The sequence below is a fragment of the Klebsiella oxytoca genome (assembly GCF_009707385.1).
In the GTDB taxonomy this organism is placed as follows: Bacteria; Pseudomonadota; Gammaproteobacteria; order Enterobacterales; family Enterobacteriaceae; genus Klebsiella; species Klebsiella oxytoca_C.
Window position 1 is genome coordinate 1757814 of the sequence record NZ_CP046115.1, and the last position, 18101, is coordinate 1775914.

Genomic DNA, 18101 nt, shown 5'->3' on the forward strand with positions numbered 1-18101 from the left:
TCGCAATATGCACGCCCGTCAAAATGTCAGCTTTGGGACAAAAGCGTCTCCAGGCTAACGTAAAATAGCGGGAACAGGCGAACAGTTTTTGGGAACCGATAGTGTCAAAGGCAACCGAACAAAACGACAAGCTTAAACGAGCGATCATAGTTTCAGTCGCGCTGCACATCGTATTGATAGCGCTGCTGATCTGGAGTTCGTTTGACGAGCATCTGGACGCTTCTGCCGGCGGCGGCGGGGGTTCTTCTATAGATGCGGTAATGGTCGATCCGGGGGCGGTTGTTAAGAATTATGACCGCCAACAGCAGCAGCAGGCCAGCGCCCGCCGCGCCGCCGAGCAGCGTGAAAAGCAGGCTCAGCAGCAGGCGGAAGAGCTACGTGAAAAGCAGGCTGCCGAGCAGGAACGGCTAAAACAGCTGGAACAGGAGCGTCTGCAGGCGCAGGAAGCGGCTAAAGAAGCGAAAGAACAGCAAAAACAGGCTGAAGAAGCCGCGGCGAAAGCCGCCGCAGCGGCAAAGGCAAAAGCGGAAGCTCAGGCGAAAGAGGCGCAGGAAGCTGCTGCTAAAGCCGCCGCTGATGCGAAAGCGAAGGCCGATGCTCAGGCAAAAGCCGCCGAAGCGGCTGCGGCGAAAGCGGCGGCCGATGCAAAGAAACAGGCAGAAGCGGAAGCGGCGAAAGCCGCGGCGGATGCACAGAAGAAAGCTGAAGCCGAGGCAGCGAAAAAAGCTCAGCAGGAAGCCGAGAAGAAAGCGCAGCAGCAGGCCGAGAAAAAAGCGCAACAGGAAGCGGCGAAACAGGCTGCTGCTGAAAAAGCTGCCGCCGAAAAAGCGGCAGAAAAAGCAGCCGCGCAGAAAGCCGCAGCCGAGAAAGCGGCAGCAGAAAAAGCTGCAGCAGCGGAAAAAGCCGCGGCCGAGAAAGCAGCAGCAGCTGAAGCTGCCGCCGCAGAGAAGGCTGCTGCAGATAAAGCCGCTAAAGCCGCCGCCGCTAAGGCAGCCGCCGCGAAGAAAGCTGCCGCGGCTAAAGAAGCCAGCGGCGTTGACGATCTTCTCGGTGATCTGAGTTCCGGTAAGAATGCGCCGAAAACCGGTGGAGGGGCAAAAGGAAACAATGCTTCTGCCGCCGGGAGTGGTAGTACTAAAAATAATGGCGCATCAGGTGCTGATATCAGCAATTATGCCGGGCAGATAAAATCTGCTATTGAAAGTAAGTTTTATGACGCATCGTCTTACTCAGGCAAAACATGCACTTTGCGTATCAAACTTGCTCCGGATGGCATGTTGTTAAATATACAGTCTGAAGGTGGGGATCCTGCGCTTTGTCAGGCCGCTCTTGCAGCAGCCCGGCAGGCTAAGTTCCCAAAACCGCCTAGTCAGGCAGTATATGAAGTGTTCAAAAATGCGCCGCTGGACTTCAAACCTCAGTGATATTTTCCCCGTGCAAGCGGGGAAAAACAATCTATGGTAGTCACAGGGTTTTAATAGTTTTGTGTATTTGGGTTTGTTAATATTCTGCTAAATTATCGTGGGCTTTCCGCCTGGATAAGGGAGATATGATGAAGCAGGCATTACGAGTAGCATTTAGTTTTTTAATGCTGTGGGCGGCGGTGCTGCACGCAGAAGTACGCATCGAGATTACCCAAGGGGTTGACTCGGCACGCCCAATCGGCGTTGTGCCGTTCCAGTGGGCAGGGCAGGGTGCTGCGCCGGAAGATGTGGGTGGTATCGTGGCGGCTGACCTGCGCAACAGCGGTAAGTTTAATCCGCTCGACCGCTCGCGCCTGCCTCAGCAGCCGGGTAGCGCTCAGGAAGTACAGCCTGCGGCATGGTCTGCGCTGGGTATTGACGCCGTCGTGGTTGGTCAGGTGACGCAAAATGCGGACGGTTCTTATAACGTCGCTTACCAGCTGGTTGATACCGGCGGTGCGCCGGGTACCGTGCTGGCGCAGAACTCATTTAAGGTTACTAAGCAGTATTTGCGCTATGCTGCGCATGCTGCCAGCGACGCCGTATTTGAGAAGCTGACCGGTATTAAGGGTGCTTTCCGTACCCGCATCGCTTACGTCGTGCAGACCAACGGCGGGCAGTTCCCGTACGAGCTGCGCGTGTCTGACTACGATGGCTACAACCAGTTCCTTGTCCACCGTTCCACCCAGCCGCTGATGTCACCGGCCTGGTCTCCGGACGGCGCGAAGCTGGCCTACGTAACCTTTGAAAGCGGTCGTTCTGCGCTGGTCGTCCAGACTCTGGCTAATGGTTCAGTTCGTCAGATCGCCTCGTTCCCGCAGCATAACGGCGCGCCGGCGTTTTCACCGGATGGCAGCAAACTGGCTTTTGCCCTGTCAAAAACCGGTAGTCTGAACCTGTACGTGATGGACCTCGGATCTGGTCAGATTCGTCAGGTAACCAACGGACGCAGCAACAACACTGAACCAAGCTGGTTCCCGGATAGCCAGAACCTGGCCTTCACCTCCGACCAGGCCGGTCGTCCGCAGGTGTATAAAGTCAATATTAATGGCGGCACGCCGCAGCGTATTACCTGGGAAGGTTCACAAAACCAGGACGCGGACGTGAGCGCAGATGGTAAAACTATGGTAATGGTAAGCTCGGCCGGTGGTCAGCAGCACATTGCCAAACAAGATCTGGAAGCGGGTGGTGTGCAGGTTCTGTCATCAACGTTTTTAGATGAAACGCCGAGTCTGGCACCTAACGGCACTATGGTAATCTACAGCTCTTCTCAGGGGATGGGATCCGTGCTGAATCTGGTTTCTACGGATGGGCGTTTCAAAGCGCGTCTTCCGGCAACTGATGGACAGGTAAAATCACCTGCCTGGTCGCCGTATCTGTGATAATAAATAATTGATTATTAAAGGAATCAAAGAAATGCAACTGAACAAAGTGCTGAAAGGGCTGTTGATCGCTCTGCCGGTTATGGCAATCGCAGCGTGTTCTTCTAACAAGAACGCCAGCAACGACCAGAGCGGTGAAGGCATGCTGGGTGCCGGCACTGGTATGGACGGTAACGCTAACGGCGGCAACATGTCTTCCGAAGAGCAGGCTCGTCTGCAGATGCAACAGCTGCAGCAGAACAATATCGTTTACTTCGATCTGGACAAATACGATATCCGTTCTGACTTCGCTGCAATGCTGGACGCGCACGCTAACTTCCTGCGTAGCAACCCGTCTTACAAAGTGACCGTAGAAGGCCATGCGGATGAGCGTGGAACTCCGGAATACAACATCGCACTGGGCGAGCGTCGTGCTAACGCCGTGAAGATGTATCTGCAGGGCAAAGGTGTTTCTGCTGACCAGATTTCCATCGTTTCTTACGGTAAAGAAAAACCTGCAGTACTGGGCCACGACGAAGCGGCTTACGCTAAAAACCGTCGCGCCGTACTGGTTTACTAAGAGAATTGCATGAGCAGTAACTTCAGACATCATCTATTGAGTCTGTCGTTACTGGTTGGCATAGCGGCCCCCTGGGCCGCTTTTGCTCAGGCGCCAATCAGTAGTGTCGGCTCAGGCTCGGTCGAAGACCGCGTCACTCAACTCGAGCGTATTTCAAATGCGCACAGCCAGCTTTTAACCCAACTCCAGCAACAACTCTCTGAAAATCAGTCCGATATTGATTCCCTGCGTGGTCAAATCCAGGAAAGCCAGTATCAGCTGAATCAGGTTGTTGAGCGCCAGAAGCAGATCCTGCTGCAGATAGATAGTCTGAGCAGCGGTGGCGGCGCAGCAGGCGCGCAAACCCAGGCGTCTGCGGGCGATCAAAGCGCAGCCGCTACTGGAGCAGCGGCGCCAGCGGCTTCATCAGGCGCACCGGCACAGACCGGTGATGCCAATACTGATTACAATGCCGCTATTGCGCTGGTAAAGGAGCCTTCCCGCCAGGATGATGCGATGGCGGCATTTCAGAACTTCGTCAAAAAGTATCCTGATTCAACGTATCAGCCGAACGCTAACTACTGGCTCGGGCAGCTGAATTACAACAAGGGTAAAAAAGACGATGCGGCGTATTATTTCGCCTCCGTGGTGAAAAACTACCCGAAATCCCCGAAGGCGCCGGACGCGATGTTTAAAGTCGGCGTAATCATGCAGGATAAGGGCGATACCGCAAAAGCGAAGGCGGTCTACCAGCAGGTGGTCAGTAAATTTCCTGGCACCGATGGGGCTAAACAAGCGCAAAAACGCCTCAATGCACTTGGATGATTATGGCATGACCAGAAATCGCATTATTTCTGGTCTTGTCGCATGAATCCTAAGCAGTTAAGCGATCTTTATCTAAATTGTTGTTGCGCTGAATTCTGAAATCAGTAATATATGCCGCCGTTGCCAAGGGATATCGAACAAGCCCAAAGCGACGAAAATAGTGGGTCGTTAGCTCAGTTGGTAGAGCAGTTGACTTTTAATCAATTGGTCGCAGGTTCGAATCCTGCACGACCCACCAATCGTTCTGGTGGAACGCGATAGTAAAACGTGAAGGATAACGTTGTGTCAGCAACGGTATGTAGGGCGAGGCGAAGCCGAGTCATCCTGAACGAGCCACCGCTTAAAGATGTATCCAGCGTAGTATCGGGTGATTAGCTCAGCTGGGAGAGCACCTCCCTTACAAGGAGGGGGTCGGCGGTTCGATCCCGTCATCACCCACCACTCGGGTCGTTAGCTCAGTTGGTAGAGCAGTTGACTTTTAATCAATTGGTCGCAGGTTCGAATCCTGCACGACCCACCAATTTAACATCACATTCCGATGTTAAGCGTGATGGACAATGTTGCGTCAGCAACGGCCCGCAGGGCGAGCGAAAGCGAATCATCCCGCACGATTTATCAAGGCAGATTGATAAATAAGTTAAAATTCAGGAAGTACCCGAGCGGGTCGTTAGCTCAGTTGGTAGAGCAGTTGACTTTTAATCAATTGGTCGCAGGTTCGAATCCTGCACGACCCACCATCCTGAATAGTTCCAGATAGCAGCAAACCCGCAAGGGGTCGTTAGCTCAGTTGGTAGAGCAGTTGACTTTTAATCAATTGGTCGCAGGTTCGAATCCTGCACGACCCACCAATGTAAAAAAGCGCCCTAAAGGCGCTTTTTTGCTATCTGCTATCCATGAGATTCGAACCTGCAGCAGGTTCGGGTCGAACGGAGCAGCCCCGAAAGGCAGGATTCATTAAGGGACGAGTAGCGAAGTGAGACAACGGAGCCGCTAGCGGCGATGGCCCGAAGGGCGAGCGAAAGCGAGTCATCCTGCACGACCCACCAATGTAAAAAAGCGCCCTAAAGGCGCTTTTTTGCTATCTGCTATCCATGAGATTCGAACCTGCAGCAGGTTCGGGTCGAACGGAGCAGCCCCGAAAGGCAGGATTCAGTAAGGGACGAGTAGCGAAGTGAGACAACGGAGCCGCTAGCGGCGACGGCCCGAAGGGCGTGCGAAAGCGAGTCATCCTGCACGACCCACCAATGTAAAAAAGCGCCCTAAAGGCGCTTTTTTGCTATCCGCTCTCGCTACAAAAATCACCACAACCCGCAATTGCTTTATGCTGCGCCATTCCGCTGACGTTTTGTACTCATCGTGGTTACATCTCGCACTGGTCGGTAGCCCGGACAGATGCGCAGCATCGCCTCCGGGGAAATGCTCGTTGAGTCATAAAATTCCCCACGACATTTACACCACAATCGGCTATCTTGTTTAGCATATAAAACATAGGGACCAATTAATGCCGTTTTCAGGCCTTCTTCTGGTCGGAAAGTTAAGTCAGTGAAACGAGAATGCAAGATGAGCGTGATTTTTGACCCGGAAGCGGCGATTTATCCCTTTCCCCCAAAGCCAATGCCGTTAAGCCGCGATGAGAAACACTTCTATCGTGAAAAAATTAAACGTCTGCTGCGTGAGCGTGATGCGGTGATGGTGGCCCATTACTACACCGACCCGGAAATCCAGCAGCTGGCCGAAGAGACCGGCGGCTGTATCTCTGACTCCCTGGAGATGGCGCGTTTCGGCGCTCAACACTCCGCCTCAACGCTGTTGGTTGCCGGCGTGCGTTTTATGGGAGAAACGGCAAAAATCCTCAGTCCGGAAAAAACTATTCTGATGCCTACGCTGCATGCAGAGTGCTCGCTCGACCTGGGCTGCCCGAGCAAGGCGTTTAGCGATTTCTGTGACGCTCATCCGGATCGTACGGTTGTGGTTTATGCCAATACCTCTGCGGCGGTCAAGGCTCGTGCCGACTGGGTTGTGACCTCCAGTATCGCGGTGGAACTGATTGAGCATCTTGATAGTCTGGGTGAAAAGATTCTCTGGGCTCCGGACCGCCATCTGGGCAGCTACGTTAAAAAACAGACTGGTGCCGATGTGCTGTGCTGGCAGGGGGCCTGTATTGTTCATGATGAATTCAAAACTCAAGCGCTGGCAAGAATGAAAGCGCTATATCCGGATGCCGCCGTGCTGGTTCATCCGGAATCTCCGCAGGCGATTGTCGACATGGCTGACGCCGTGGGTTCTACAAGTCAGTTAATCAGCGCGGCTAAAACTCTGCCGCACAAGCAGCTGATTGTCGCCACCGATCGCGGGATTTTTTACAAAATGCAGCAGGCGGTGCCGGGAAAAGAGCTGCTGGAAGCGCCGACCGCAGGCGAAGGGGCAACCTGCCGTAGCTGCGCGCACTGCCCATGGATGGCGATGAACGGCCTGCAGGCAATTGCTGAAGGGCTGGAGAAAGGGGGGGCGGAACATGAAATTCACGTTGATGAGAAGCTGCGTACCGGGGCACTGGTTCCGCTAAACAGAATGCTCGATTTTGCAGCTACACTTCGGGGATAGTTCATTACTGCGTCACAGTACGCTCTGGGGATGAGATGGATTTTTTTAGCACACAGAATATTTTAGTGCACATACCAATTGGCGCAGGGGGCTACGACTTATCGTGGATTGAAGCGATTGGCACCATCGCTGGCCTGTTGTGTATCTGGCTGGCGAGCCTGGAGAAGATCGGCAACTATGCCTTCGGGCTGATCAACGTCACGCTGTTTGCCATTATCTTTTTTCAGATCCAGCTGTACGCCAGCCTTCTGCTGCAGCTCTTTTTCTTTGCAGCCAACGTCTACGGCTGGTACGCATGGTCACGACAAACCAGCGATAATCAGGCGGAGCTACAAATTCGTTGGCTGCCGCTGCCGAAAGCGTTGGGATGGCTGGCGGCCTGCGTGGTGGCGATTGGCCTGATGACGATATTTATTAACCCGGTCTTTGCTTTTTTGACGCGGATTGCCGTCGTACTGATGCAAACTCTGGGTTTACAGGTAGCCATGCCGGAACTGCAGCCGGACGCATTCCCGTTCTGGGACTCCTGCATGATGGTGCTCTCAATTGCGGCGATGGTCCTGATGACGCGTAAATACGTTGAAAACTGGCTGCTGTGGGTAATTATTAACGTCATTAGCGTGGTTATTTTCGCCCTTCAGGGCGTTTATGCGATGTCGCTTGAATACCTGCTTCTGACATTTATCGCCGTCAACGGCAGCCGGATGTGGATTAACAGCGCGCGTGAGCGCGGCTCACACGCGTTTTCCCGTTAATGGTGGTGATGGTGTTCATGCCCGGCGTGCGTCACGTTTAAACGGCATTCCGGGCCGCTACAGGGCTGGTACTCCATCTGTACCGTAACGTGTTCAATTTTATATTTATGCTCTAAGAAATGTTGGATCCGCTCCAGCAGGCCGTCGTGGTCGTGCGGCGGCACGACCTGCACGTGTAGCGTCATCACCGTTTTCTCACCGACCAGCCACGCATGAACGTGGTGTACGTTGCGAACCTCCGGAATCGAGCGGCGTAAATCGCGCTTAAGTGCGTCAACGTCAAGCGACCGCGGCGCTCCCTCCAGCAGCTCGTTGACGCTCTCCTGCAACAAACGCCAGGCGCTGCGCAAAACCAGGCACGACACCAGTACTGACAGAATAGGATCGATAGGCGTCCAGCCGGTAGTGAGGATCACTATAGCGGCAATAATCGCGCCGACCGAACCGAGTAAATCCCCCAGTACGTGCAGAGCCGCGGCCCGTACATTCAGATTACGCTCTTCGCTGCCGCGATGCAGGATCCAGAAGGCCAGAATATTGGCCAGCAGTCCGGCGACGGCGATAACCATCATCGTTTTACCCGCAACCGGTTGGGGATGATTAAAGCGCTGAACAGCCTCCCAGACGATTAAAATGGTAATCACCACTAGAGCAATGGCGTTGAGGAATGCCGCCAGGGTGGTCAGGCGCAGCCAGCCAAAGGTGTGTTGAGCATTGGGTGGGCGACTGGCGAAACGTACGGCCAGGAAGGCGAACAGCAACGCTGCTGCGTCGGTTAGCATATGCCCGGCGTCGGCCAGCAGCGCCAGCGACCCGGAAATGAGTCCGCCTGCGACCTCAACCACCATGAATCCAGCGGTGACGCAGAACGCCAGCAGTAGCCGACGGGCGTTATTATCTTCGGTGGGTTGCGAAGAATTATGCGAGTGTGATTGCCCCATAGTGTTATCCCTGGATTATTATTTTGATGATTACTTTATGACATGATTTGCTACTTAGGGGGAATAAAATGAAAAAAGGAGAGCCATGGCTCTCCCGTAGAGTACACAACCTGTTGATTATTGTGTGGTACCGTCAGTTTTCGTTGCTTCATCCTGACCGACTTTTTTTCCGGTATCGGGGCAGCGGCCATCTTTGCACATTGAGTTTTTGTGCACTTCATCGCTCGACATACCGTCATGGTTCATGTTTGAGCCATCAGGGTGGAGCATAGTGCCGCCGTTATCAGTAGAACCGGAATTAATTTTACCGTTATCAACATTATTCGGCGCTACGTTTTCACGGGCATCGGGGGCTACCTGACCTGCGTCGGCTGCTGCATTTGCTTGCCCGTTGTTCGATTGTGCGCCCGTATCGGCGGCGAGTGCCGCGCCGCTGGCCAGACTCAGAGTTGCTGCGAAGAGAAGACTGGTTAGCTTGTTCATTTTCATTGGATGCTCCTGTTATGTCGATTTTGCCGGATTACCTCTTCCAACAGTGCATTTGCCGGAGGTTTGCCTCGCTGCGGGTTAAAGCTTCGGTCTTAGCGAACGACATTAATATATAATGCTGAATGCTAAGGAAAATTGAGTTCTAACAGTTAAAAATTATAGATGATGGCCGCTATTCCGCGACTTTGTAGTGTTTTTTAGCCTATTTCCAGGAATATTCTGTCGCTACTGTAAAATCAGGTTTACACTTTTTGCTCGAAGAGATAGATTGGAGGGATTGCATTTAACTAGATAAGTATGCCAACGCTGGAAATAAGATGAATTATCAGAACGACGATTTACGCATTAAAGAGATCAACGAATTATTACCTCCCGTTGCGCTCCTGGAAAAATTCCCTGCTACTGAAAATGCCGCCAACACCGTTGCGCATGCGCGTAAAGCGATCCATCAGATCCTGAAAGGTAATGACGATCGTCTGCTGGTAGTCATTGGGCCATGCTCTATCCACGATCCGGCGGCGGCGAAAGAGTATGCTGAACGTCTGCTTAAGCTTCGCGAAGAGCTTAAAGGCGAGCTGGAAATCGTGATGCGGGTTTATTTTGAAAAACCGCGTACCACCGTGGGCTGGAAAGGGCTGATTAACGATCCGCATATGGATAACAGCTTCCGCATCAACGATGGCCTGCGTATCGCGCGTAAGCTGCTGCTGGATATCAACGACAGCGGTCTGCCTGCGGCAGGGGAATTCCTTGATATGATCACCCCGCAGTATCTCGCCGATCTGATGAGCTGGGGAGCCATTGGCGCACGTACCACTGAATCACAGGTGCATCGCGAGCTCTCTTCCGGCCTGTCGTGCCCGGTCGGTTTTAAAAACGGCACTGACGGAACCATCAAAGTCGCAATCGATGCTATTAACGCCGCCGGCGCGCCGCACTGTTTCCTGTCAGTAACCAAATGGGGACATTCGGCGATTGTGAACACCAGCGGTAATAGCGATTGCCATATTATCCTGCGCGGCGGTAAAGAGCCGAACTACAGCGCGCAGCACGTGGCTGAAGTGAAGGTCGGTCTGGCTAAAGCAGGGCTGCCCGCTCAGATTATGATCGATTTCAGCCACGCCAACTCCAGCAAGCAGTTTAAAAAGCAGATGGATGTCGGCGCAGACGTATGCCAGCAGGTCGCCGGCGGCGAGCGGTCAATTATGGGCGTGATGATCGAAAGCCACCTGGTTGAAGGTAATCAGAGCCTCGAAAGCGGTGAGCCGCTGACCTACGGCAAAAGTATCACTGATGCCTGCATTGGCTGGGAAGATACCGATACGCTTCTTCGTCAGCTGGCGGAAGCGGTAAAAGCGCGCCGTGGTTAATTTTTGACTTAATGAAAAACCGGCGTTTTCGCCGGTTTTTTTGTCTCAGGGCCTAATGCCGAGGCAAAATATTTTGTCCTGCAGCTTAAGCTTCGCTATGCCTTCACGGTATCAGTTCCTTCAATAATGCCTGGTGAAACCTTTGCGGATCCTGTATTTGCGGGGCATGTCCCATATCGTTAAATTCAATTAAAGAGGCACGGGGAATCTTTTTGGCAGCCTCCTTACCCAGCACCGCATAGTTACCCAGCCGCTTTCTAATTTCAGGCGGCGCGGCATCTTTACCAATGGCAGTGTTATCCTGCGTTCCGATAAGCAGCGTTACTGGCATCGTAAGTTTGCCAAATTCATAGATAACCGGTTGCGTAAAAATCATGTCATAAAGCAAGGCTGAATTCCATGCTACCCGCTGTTTCCCCGGACCGCTATTAAGCCCGGCGAGCATGTTTACCCAGCGCTCATATTCTGGTTTCCACTTTCCAACGTAATAAGTGTTTTTTTCATACTGCCGAATGCTGTCCGCACTGGTTTTTAATTCACGCTGGTACCATTGGTCGACGGATTGATAAGGGACGCCCTGTGCTTTCCAGTCTTCGAGACCTATAGGGTTAACCATAATCAGCTGTTTGACCTGCTGTGGCCACATCAGGGCAAAACGCGTTGCCAACATGCCGCCAGTAGAGTGACCCATTAGCGTAACTTGCTCAATATTCAGTTGTTTTAACAAAGCATGGGTGTTATTGGCCAGCTGCTGGAACGAGTACTGGTAGTGCTGAGGTTTGCTCGATTTACAAAAACCGATTTGATCCGGCGCGACGACCCGATATCCATCGTCCGTCAGCGCTTTAATGGTGGTTTCCCATGTTCCTGCACAAAAATTTTTACCGTGCATCAGCACTACCGTATGACCGTTGGGTTTCGCTGGCGGTATGTCGAGATAGGCCATATCAAGCTTCTGGCCTTGTGAGGTGAAGGTAAAGTGTTTAACCGGCCAGGCATAGTCAAAACCCTCTAATTGAGGGCCATAAGAAGGTGTATTGCTGGCTGCTGCTGGCGCGGAAAGGGCGAGAAATAAAGGAATGAAGAATCGACGGGAAGTCATAGATGCGCTCCATATTAGCTATAAAAACTCCCGTTTGGCCTACGGAAGTAACATAAAATATAGCGCAAGCTTCTGCGCGACCAGAATCCGCTCCGGAGACGAGCGGGAGGAATATGGACTGCCGCCGTTTATTCATCACGAAGGCAGCCCGGTTATTTCCCGGTGACAGCTGATTGCTATAAATGAGAGAGTCGGTATTGCCCGCTATTATTCCATTCTACAGCGTTGTCGAATGGTGCATTAGCGTCATTACAATTCTTTTTCTCACACGGCCTTTCCTGTTTATAATGCTAAAAACAGTAAGGAGCCTTAAACCATGATAGGTTTATGAGCAAATAATAAGGTTAACTGACTGCAAAGGTTAATTGAGTTAATAAATCTAGTTAAACAAAAACTGCGAGAGCTCATCGCTCACTGCTGTTGGATTTTCTTCAACCATCCAGTGTCCGGTATCAGGAAGAATGACACCTTTAAAATTTTGCGGATCTTGTACAAAACGGCTTCTCATCTCTTTGACTAAAACGTCGTTCACGCCTTTTTCCCCCGTTAATGCCATGGAAGGTATCGATAGTTTTTTTCCTTCCGCAAGAAGTTGTTCATTTTGGGCAATGGATTTTGCATGGGATTTATAGTAGCCAAAAGCAGCATGTAATTTCTCCCGCGTAGAGTATGGTTCAATAAGCTCGCTCAGCAGCTGTGGCGTAAATATATCTTTCTTACCGGCATAGGTTTTTATGAAATATGAGAAGAAAAGAGAAGGATCGCTGGCGATTTGTTTCTCTGCGATATCGCCAAAGCTAAAATAGCCAAAATGCCAGCCCAGACCAGGCCCGGAAGGCGTATAGCCAGCATATTCAAACATCGATTTGTCAGGAATCGGGGAGTCCATAAAGACTACTTTTTTAATGTAACCCTGGTTGTTGGCAACCAGAGGATAAGAGGCTGAATTCCCGAGATCGTGGGTAACGAAATAAATAGGCTCATCGCCAGCTATTTTTTTTATTGCGCTCAGCAAGATAGTGGAAACATTTTGCGCGGAATAATCCTCATTTTTAATCGGCGAAGATTGTCCCAGACCCGGCAAATCAATGGCAATGACCTTATGTGTGGCTTTAAATTTTTCCATCACCGGTTCCCACATTTTCCATGTAGAACCAAAGCCGTGGATAAAGATTATTGGAGTGCCGCTGTTACCCCCTTCAACATAGTGCAGACGGACACCATCAGTTTCAATAAATTTACTTTCCAGGCCCTGACTATAGGCGTATTGACCGAGCTTTTCAGATTTAACCAGATCAAATTTTTGTTGTGATACGGCAGGAGGAGTATCAATAGATTTTAGGTTGGGATCGTATTCAGCATAGGTGGAGCTTACCGATGCGAAGAGCATTGTCGTAAACAAGGTCGCTTTTAATTTCATAATTTATATCTCTGATTTAACTACAGTTATATCCATCACTTCAAGAGCGACGGGCAGGTGGCTGGTAGAAAATTCTTTTTTTTGATGCACTTATGCGGCATAGCCGATCTTCTGTTATTTATGTATCAATCAGTATATATTTGAGTCGGGTGGAGTCAAGAATTTTATGTATCGATCAGTACAGAATAGGGCGTTATGACAACTAAAAATGCAGTAACTCGCGGAAGACCAAGGGATTTCGATCGCGATGAAGCGCTCGAAAAAGCATTAGAGACGTTTTGGCAATATGGCTATGAAGCTTCAAGCCTGGCATTACTGAAGACGGCAATGGGGATTAACTCCCCCAGTCTGTATGCTGCGTTTGGCAGTAAAAATGCCCTTTTTACCGAGGCCGTGACCTTCTATCTGGCTAAATACGGTGCTTATCGTGAAAAAGCATTACAAAGCGCTAAAAGCGCGCGCGAAGGCATAGCCGCGCTCTTTGAGCAGACGCTGACGCAGTTTTATGCCGACCAGCGCCATAGAGGTTGCTTCGTCGTACTGGCTGCGCTTTTAGGCTCACAGGATAGTGCTCCTATACGGGCGATATTGAATGAAGAGCGCCGCAGAACGGCTTTATTGTTCGAACGCCGACTAATGGAAGAATGCGTGGCGGGAGATCCTGCCGCCAGGCAGCAAGCGTATATACTCGCCGAATATTTTACTACCGTACTTTTTGGTTTATCGGTGCAGGTCAGGGATGGCGTTAGCGAGCATGAGGTGAGGGCCGTGGTTGAGCTGGCGCTTTCAGTATTTGACAGACACGGCGAGAAATCCTGAAGGGTATAACAGGCGGCTGAGCGCAAATTATCTGGATGGAGAAGAAGTACCGGATAGCCTAAGCTATCCGGCGAAACCATTACTTCGCTTTACCCTGGTTAGCTACGGCAGCCGCTTTTGCAGCGATTTCGTCAGCGTTACCCAGATAGTAATGTTTAACAGGCTTGAAGTTCTCGTCAAACTCGTACACCAGCGGAACGCCGGTCGGGATATTGAGTTCGAGGATCTCGTCTTCGCCCATGTTGTCGAGATATTTCACCAGCGCACGCAGGGAGTTGCCGTGGGCGGCGATAATTACGCGCTCACCGCTTTTCAGACGCGGCAGAATAGTTTCGTTCCAGTACGGTACTACGCGGTCGATGGTCAGCGCCAGGCTCTCGGTGGTCGGCAGTTCAGCATCGGTCAGTTTGGCATAGCGCGGATCGTGGCCCGGGTAGCGCTCGTCGTCTTTGGTCAGCTCCGGCGGCGTTACCGCGAAGCCGCGACGCCACTGTTTAACCTGCTCATCGCCGTATTTTTCTGCGGTTTCCGCTTTGTTCAGCCCCTGCAGCGCACCGTAGTGGCGCTCGTTCAGTTTCCAGGATTTCTCAACCGGCAGCCAGGCCTGATCCAGTTCGTCCAGTACGTTCCACAGCGTGTGGATGGCGCGTTTCAGCACAGAGGTATAAGCAAAATCGAAGCTGAAGCCTTCTTCTTTCAGCAGCTTACCGGCCGCTTTTGCTTCACCAACGCCTTTCTCGGACAGGTCAACATCATACCAACCGGTGAAACGGTTTTCGTTGTTCCATTGGCTTTCGCCGTGACGAACGAGTACCAGCTTAGTTACAGCCATTCTCTTACTCCTCAATACACGTCACCCTTCGCACCGCCTCATTGCTGGCTACTTCACTTACCCCGATCGCATCGTTGGCTATGCTGCCAGGGGTTCGCGTATGTGCCGTTTTGCTGCGACCCGAATGCTGTAGTGTATATATTTATTGATTGATAACTATTCTCATTATATTGCTGTGATTTACCTCACGGCAATGCTTATCCCTAACCATAGCGAAAATAGTGGCTCAGTGTAAGGTGCTTGTAAAACAGAGGTTATGTTTTTGTCTGTAAACGGCGAATTTTTCAACGAAAGGATAAAAAGCCCTCCATCAGGAGGGCGGGGGATTATTTGGCAATAAACTGATATTCCGTCAGGCTGACGTACTCTTCGCCGGGGCGCAGTATGCAATCCGGCTGCGGCCATTCCGGATGGTTTGGTGAATCCGGCAGGAATTCACTCTCCAGCGCCAGTCCTTGCCAGTCATCGTAGGGCTGCGCCGTACGTGACGGCGTACCGCCAAGATAGTTGCCGGAGTAGAACTGCAGGGCCGGAGCGGAAGTATAAACCGTCATCTGCAGCTTTTCGTCCTGCGACCAGACGTGAGCCGCCGGACTGCTGGCATCACCCAGCGTCTGCAGCAGAAATGCATGGTCGTAGCCTTTTACTTTTTGCTGGTCTTCGTCACGCAGGAAATCAACCGCCAGCGCTTTCGGCGTACGGAAATCAAAGCTGGTCAGGGTGACGTTTTGCAGCTCTCCTTCCGGAATACCGTCACTCTCGACGGGCAGATAAGCATCGGCAAAGATTTGCAGCTTGTGGTTACGCACGTCGCTCTGCACGCCATCAAGATTGAAATAGACGTGATTAGTCAGGTTAACCGGGCAGGGCCGATCCACGGTGGCGCGATATTCGATGGAGATCCGGTTATCGTCGGTCAGCCGGTAGAGCGCCGTTGCCGTCAGGTTGCCCGGAAACCCCTGATCGCCATCGCTGGATGAGATAGAAAACAGCGCGTGGCGGGCGTCGGCGCTGACAATTTGCCAGCGGCGCTTATCAAACCCTTCTGGTCCGCCGTGCAGCTGGTGGCCGGCCTCGTTGGATGGCGTCAGATTGACGATGCGCTCATCCAGGGAAAAGCGGCTGTTGCCGATACGGTTTGCGTAACGACCTATCGAAGCGCCGAGATAGGCGGCCTGGCGCGTATAGTCGCCAGGGGTTGCACAACCAAGCAGCGCTTCGCGCACGCTGCCGTCGGCCAGCGTCACCTGCGCGGAGAGCAGCGTAGCGCCCCAGTCCATCACGGTGGCCGTCATCCCTGCACCGTTGCGCAGGGTGAGGATATTCCACGGCTGGCCGTCCGGCGCCAGATCCGTTGTTTGATTTAGCATTGTCCTGCTCCCTGAGACGGCTTGCACACGTAGAACGTTTCTTTAATACCGGTTTTTGCTTCGTACTCTTTGGCTACGGCTTGCTGAACGGTATCGACCAGATCTTCCGGCACCAGTGCAACAATACAGCCGCCAAAACCGCCGCCGGTCATGCGGACGCCGCCTTTGTCGCCGATGCTCGCTTTGACGATGTCCACCAGGGTGTCAATCTGCGGTACGGTGATTTCAAAATCATCGCGCATGGAGGCGTGGGATTCCGCCATCAGCTCGCCCATCCGCTGCAGGTCGCCTTTTTCCAGCGCGCCAGCAGCTTCTACGGTGCGGGCGTTCTCGGTCAGCACGTGACGAACGCGCCTGGCGACCACCGGGTCAAGCTCGTGGGCAACGGCGTTGAACTCTTGCAAAGTCACATCGCGCAGAGCGGGCTGCTGGAAGAAACGCGCGCCGGTTTCACACTGTTCGCGGCGAGTGTTGTATTCGCTGCCAACCAGGGTGCGTTTAAAGTTACTGTTGATAATGATCACCGCGACGCCTTTCGGCATTGAGACCGCTTTGGTCCCTAAAGAGCGGCAGTCGATGAGCAGCGCGTGGTCTTTTTTACCGAGCGCGGAGATTAGCTGGTCCATAATGCCGCAGTTACAGCCGACGAACTGGTTTTCCGCCTCCTGACCGTTCAGCGCGATTTGCGCGCCGTCGAGCGGTAGGTGATACAGCTGCTGGAACACGGTGCCGACGGCGACTTCCAGTGAAGCCGAGGAGCTTAATCCTGCGCCCTGCGGCACGTTGCCGCTGATAACCAGGTCTGCACCGCCGATGTTTTTATTCCGCTGCTGCAGATGCTTGACCACGCCGCGAACATAGTTCGACCACTGCTGGGTCTCGTGGCTGGTAATCGGCGAGTCCAGAGAGAACTCATCAGTCTGATTGTCGTAATCGGCGGCAATAACCCGCACGGTGCGATCGTTGCGCGGCGAGCAGCTGATGACCGTCTGGTAATCAATGGCGCAGGGCAGCACGAACCCATCGTTATAGTCAGTATGTTCGCCGATCAGATTAACGCGGCCAGGGGCCTGGATAACGTGGCTGGCCGGATAGCCAAATTTTTCAGCAAACAGGGCTTGGGTTTTCTCTTTCAGACTCATGGTTATACTCCGGATTCGCGAAAATGGACGTCGCTCACAGCGCGCAGACGTTCGGCGGCCTGCTCGGCCGTCAGGTCACGCTGGGTTTCAGCCAGCATTTCATAGCCGACCATAAATTTACGCACCGTGGCGGAGCGCAGCAGCGGCGGATAAAAATGAGCGTGTAGCTGCCAGTGATTATTCTCTTCATCGTTAAACGGTGCGCCGTGCCAGCCCATTGAGTAGGGGAATGAGCACTGGAACAGGTTGTCGTAACGGCTGGTCAGCTTTTTCAGCGCCAGCGCGAGATCGCTACGCTGGTCAGCGGTTAAATCCGTCAGGCGCTGGATATGTGCCTTAGGCAGCAGCAGCGTCTCAAAAGGCCATGCGGCCCAGTAAGGGACGACGGCAAGCCAGTGGTCAGTCTCGACGACGGTACGGCTACCGTCGGCTAATTCGCGCTGTACGTAATCCACCAGCATCGGCGAACCGTGCTCGGTGAAGTACGCTTTTTGCAGACGATTTTCGCGTTCCGCCTCATTCGGCAGGAAGCTGTTTGCCCACACCTGGCCATGCGGGTGCGGGTTGGAGCAGCCCATTGCGGCTCCTTTGTTTTCAAACACCTGGACCCACGGGTAGGTTTTCCCGAGATCGGCGGTCTGCTCCTGCCACGTTTTAACCACGCCTTCCAGCGCTTCCACGCTCAGTTCCGGCAGCGTTTTGCTGTGGTCTGGCGAGAAGCAGATGACCCGGCTGGTGCCGCGGGCGCTTTGACAGCGTATCAGCGGATCGTCGCTTTCCGGGGCGTCAGGGGTATCGGTCATCAAAGCCGCAAAGTCATTAGTAAAGACAAACGTTCCGGTGTAGTTCGGGTTTTTGTCGCCGGTGACGCGGGTATTACCCGGGCACAGGAAACAGTCCGGATCGTGCGCGGGCAAAGTCTGTTTTGCCGGCGTTTCCTGCGCCCCCTGCCAGGGGCGCCTGGCGCGATGCGGAGAAACCAGAATCCACTGCCCGGTTAACGGGTTATAACGACGATGTGGATGGTCGACGGGGTTAAATACGCTCAT

The 18101-nt window shown here is 52.8% G+C and carries 16 protein-coding genes and 5 tRNA genes; 13 read left to right on the forward strand and 8 right to left on the reverse strand.

Annotated features, from left to right (window positions below):
- Positions 1–101: 101 nt before the first annotated feature.
- The 11 genes from tolA to pnuC all read left to right on the forward strand — a co-directional run bounded on the left by tolA (position 102) and on the right by pnuC (position 7567).
- Positions 102–1424, forward strand: coding sequence for a cell envelope integrity protein TolA (tolA, locus tag GJ746_RS08140; RefSeq protein ID WP_154679738.1), 1323 nt, complete (start codon positions 102–104; stop codon positions 1422–1424).
- Between the two features lie 128 nt (positions 1425–1552).
- Positions 1553–2845 carry a Tol-Pal system beta propeller repeat protein TolB gene (gene tolB, locus GJ746_RS08145; protein ID WP_154682670.1) on the forward strand — a complete coding sequence of 431 codons (1293 nt, stop codon included), beginning with the start codon at positions 1553–1555 and terminating at the stop codon, positions 2843–2845.
- 34 nt (positions 2846–2879) lie between these two features.
- Positions 2880–3404 (forward strand): peptidoglycan-associated lipoprotein Pal, encoded by a 525-nt coding sequence (gene pal / locus GJ746_RS08150; RefSeq protein ID WP_004100337.1) that lies wholly within the window; start codon positions 2880–2882, stop codon positions 3402–3404.
- 9 nt (positions 3405–3413) lie between these two features.
- The gene (gene cpoB, locus GJ746_RS08155; protein ID WP_154679739.1) at positions 3414–4208 is read left to right on the forward strand and encodes a cell division protein CpoB; all 795 of its coding nucleotides are present in this window, start codon (positions 3414–3416) and stop codon (positions 4206–4208) included.
- A 162-nt stretch (positions 4209–4370) separates the two neighbouring features.
- A tRNA-Lys gene (locus tag GJ746_RS08160) sits at positions 4371–4446 on the forward strand.
- A gap of 127 nt (positions 4447–4573) precedes the next feature.
- Positions 4574–4649: transfer RNA gene (locus GJ746_RS08165), tRNA-Val, on the forward strand.
- 3 nt (positions 4650–4652) lie between these two features.
- Positions 4653–4728, forward strand: a tRNA-Lys gene (locus GJ746_RS08170).
- A 141-nt stretch (positions 4729–4869) separates the two neighbouring features.
- Positions 4870–4945: transfer RNA gene (locus GJ746_RS08175), tRNA-Lys, on the forward strand.
- Positions 4946–4980: 35 nt separating this feature from the next.
- Positions 4981–5056 (forward strand) — tRNA-Lys (locus GJ746_RS08180).
- 712 nt (positions 5057–5768) lie between these two features.
- Complete coding sequence (gene nadA / locus GJ746_RS08185) at positions 5769–6812, forward strand: quinolinate synthase NadA (protein WP_154679740.1); 1044 nt, start codon at positions 5769–5771, stop codon at positions 6810–6812.
- Positions 6813–6847: 35 nt separating this feature from the next.
- Positions 6848–7567, forward strand: coding sequence for a nicotinamide riboside transporter PnuC (pnuC, locus tag GJ746_RS08190; RefSeq protein ID WP_154679741.1), 720 nt, complete (start codon positions 6848–6850; stop codon positions 7565–7567).
- Here pnuC and zitB read toward each other — a convergent pair.
- Complete coding sequence (zitB, locus tag GJ746_RS08195) at positions 7564–8508, reverse strand: CDF family zinc transporter ZitB (RefSeq protein WP_154679742.1); 945 nt, start codon at positions 8506–8508, stop codon at positions 7564–7566. The two genes, pnuC and zitB, sit on opposite strands and share 4 nt — an antisense overlap.
- A gap of 117 nt (positions 8509–8625) precedes the next feature.
- A complete protein-coding gene (locus GJ746_RS08200; RefSeq protein WP_154679743.1) occupies positions 8626–8997 on the reverse strand; it encodes a YbgS-like family protein in 372 nt (123 codons plus the stop codon).
- Between the two features lie 317 nt (positions 8998–9314).
- Between GJ746_RS08200 and aroG the strand changes: the two genes are divergently transcribed.
- Complete coding sequence (gene aroG / locus GJ746_RS08205; RefSeq protein WP_004100348.1) at positions 9315–10367, forward strand: 3-deoxy-7-phosphoheptulonate synthase AroG; 1053 nt, start codon at positions 9315–9317, stop codon at positions 10365–10367.
- Between the two features lie 103 nt (positions 10368–10470).
- Here the strand turns inward: aroG and GJ746_RS08210 are convergent, their stop codons facing one another.
- Complete coding sequence (locus GJ746_RS08210) at positions 10471–11469, reverse strand: alpha/beta fold hydrolase (RefSeq protein ID WP_154679744.1); 999 nt, start codon at positions 11467–11469, stop codon at positions 10471–10473.
- Between the two features lie 379 nt (positions 11470–11848).
- A complete protein-coding gene (locus GJ746_RS08215; RefSeq protein WP_154679745.1) occupies positions 11849–12889 on the reverse strand; it encodes an alpha/beta fold hydrolase in 1041 nt (346 codons plus the stop codon).
- 195 nt (positions 12890–13084) lie between these two features.
- On the opposite strand from GJ746_RS08215, the gene GJ746_RS08220 reads away from it, so the two are divergent.
- On the forward strand, positions 13085–13708 hold the full coding sequence (locus tag GJ746_RS08220; protein ID WP_154679746.1) for a TetR/AcrR family transcriptional regulator: 624 nt from the start codon (positions 13085–13087) through the stop codon (positions 13706–13708).
- A 79-nt stretch (positions 13709–13787) separates the two neighbouring features.
- Here GJ746_RS08220 and gpmA read toward each other — a convergent pair whose 3' ends face one another.
- The 4 genes from gpmA to galT form a co-directional block, all read right to left on the reverse strand.
- On the reverse strand, positions 13788–14540 hold the full coding sequence (gene gpmA / locus GJ746_RS08225; RefSeq protein WP_154679747.1) for a 2,3-diphosphoglycerate-dependent phosphoglycerate mutase: 753 nt from the start codon (positions 14538–14540) through the stop codon (positions 13788–13790).
- A 326-nt stretch (positions 14541–14866) separates the two neighbouring features.
- Positions 14867–15910, reverse strand: coding sequence for a galactose-1-epimerase (gene galM / locus GJ746_RS08230; RefSeq protein WP_154679748.1), 1044 nt, complete (start codon positions 15908–15910; stop codon positions 14867–14869).
- On the reverse strand, positions 15904–17052 hold the full coding sequence (gene galK / locus GJ746_RS08235) for a galactokinase (RefSeq protein WP_154679749.1): 1149 nt from the start codon (positions 17050–17052) through the stop codon (positions 15904–15906). Before galK ends, galM begins: the two co-directional genes overlap by 7 nt.
- A gap of 2 nt (positions 17053–17054) precedes the next feature.
- Entirely contained in the window at positions 17055–18101 is a 1047-nt protein-coding gene (gene galT / locus GJ746_RS08240) for a galactose-1-phosphate uridylyltransferase (protein WP_154679750.1), read from the reverse strand.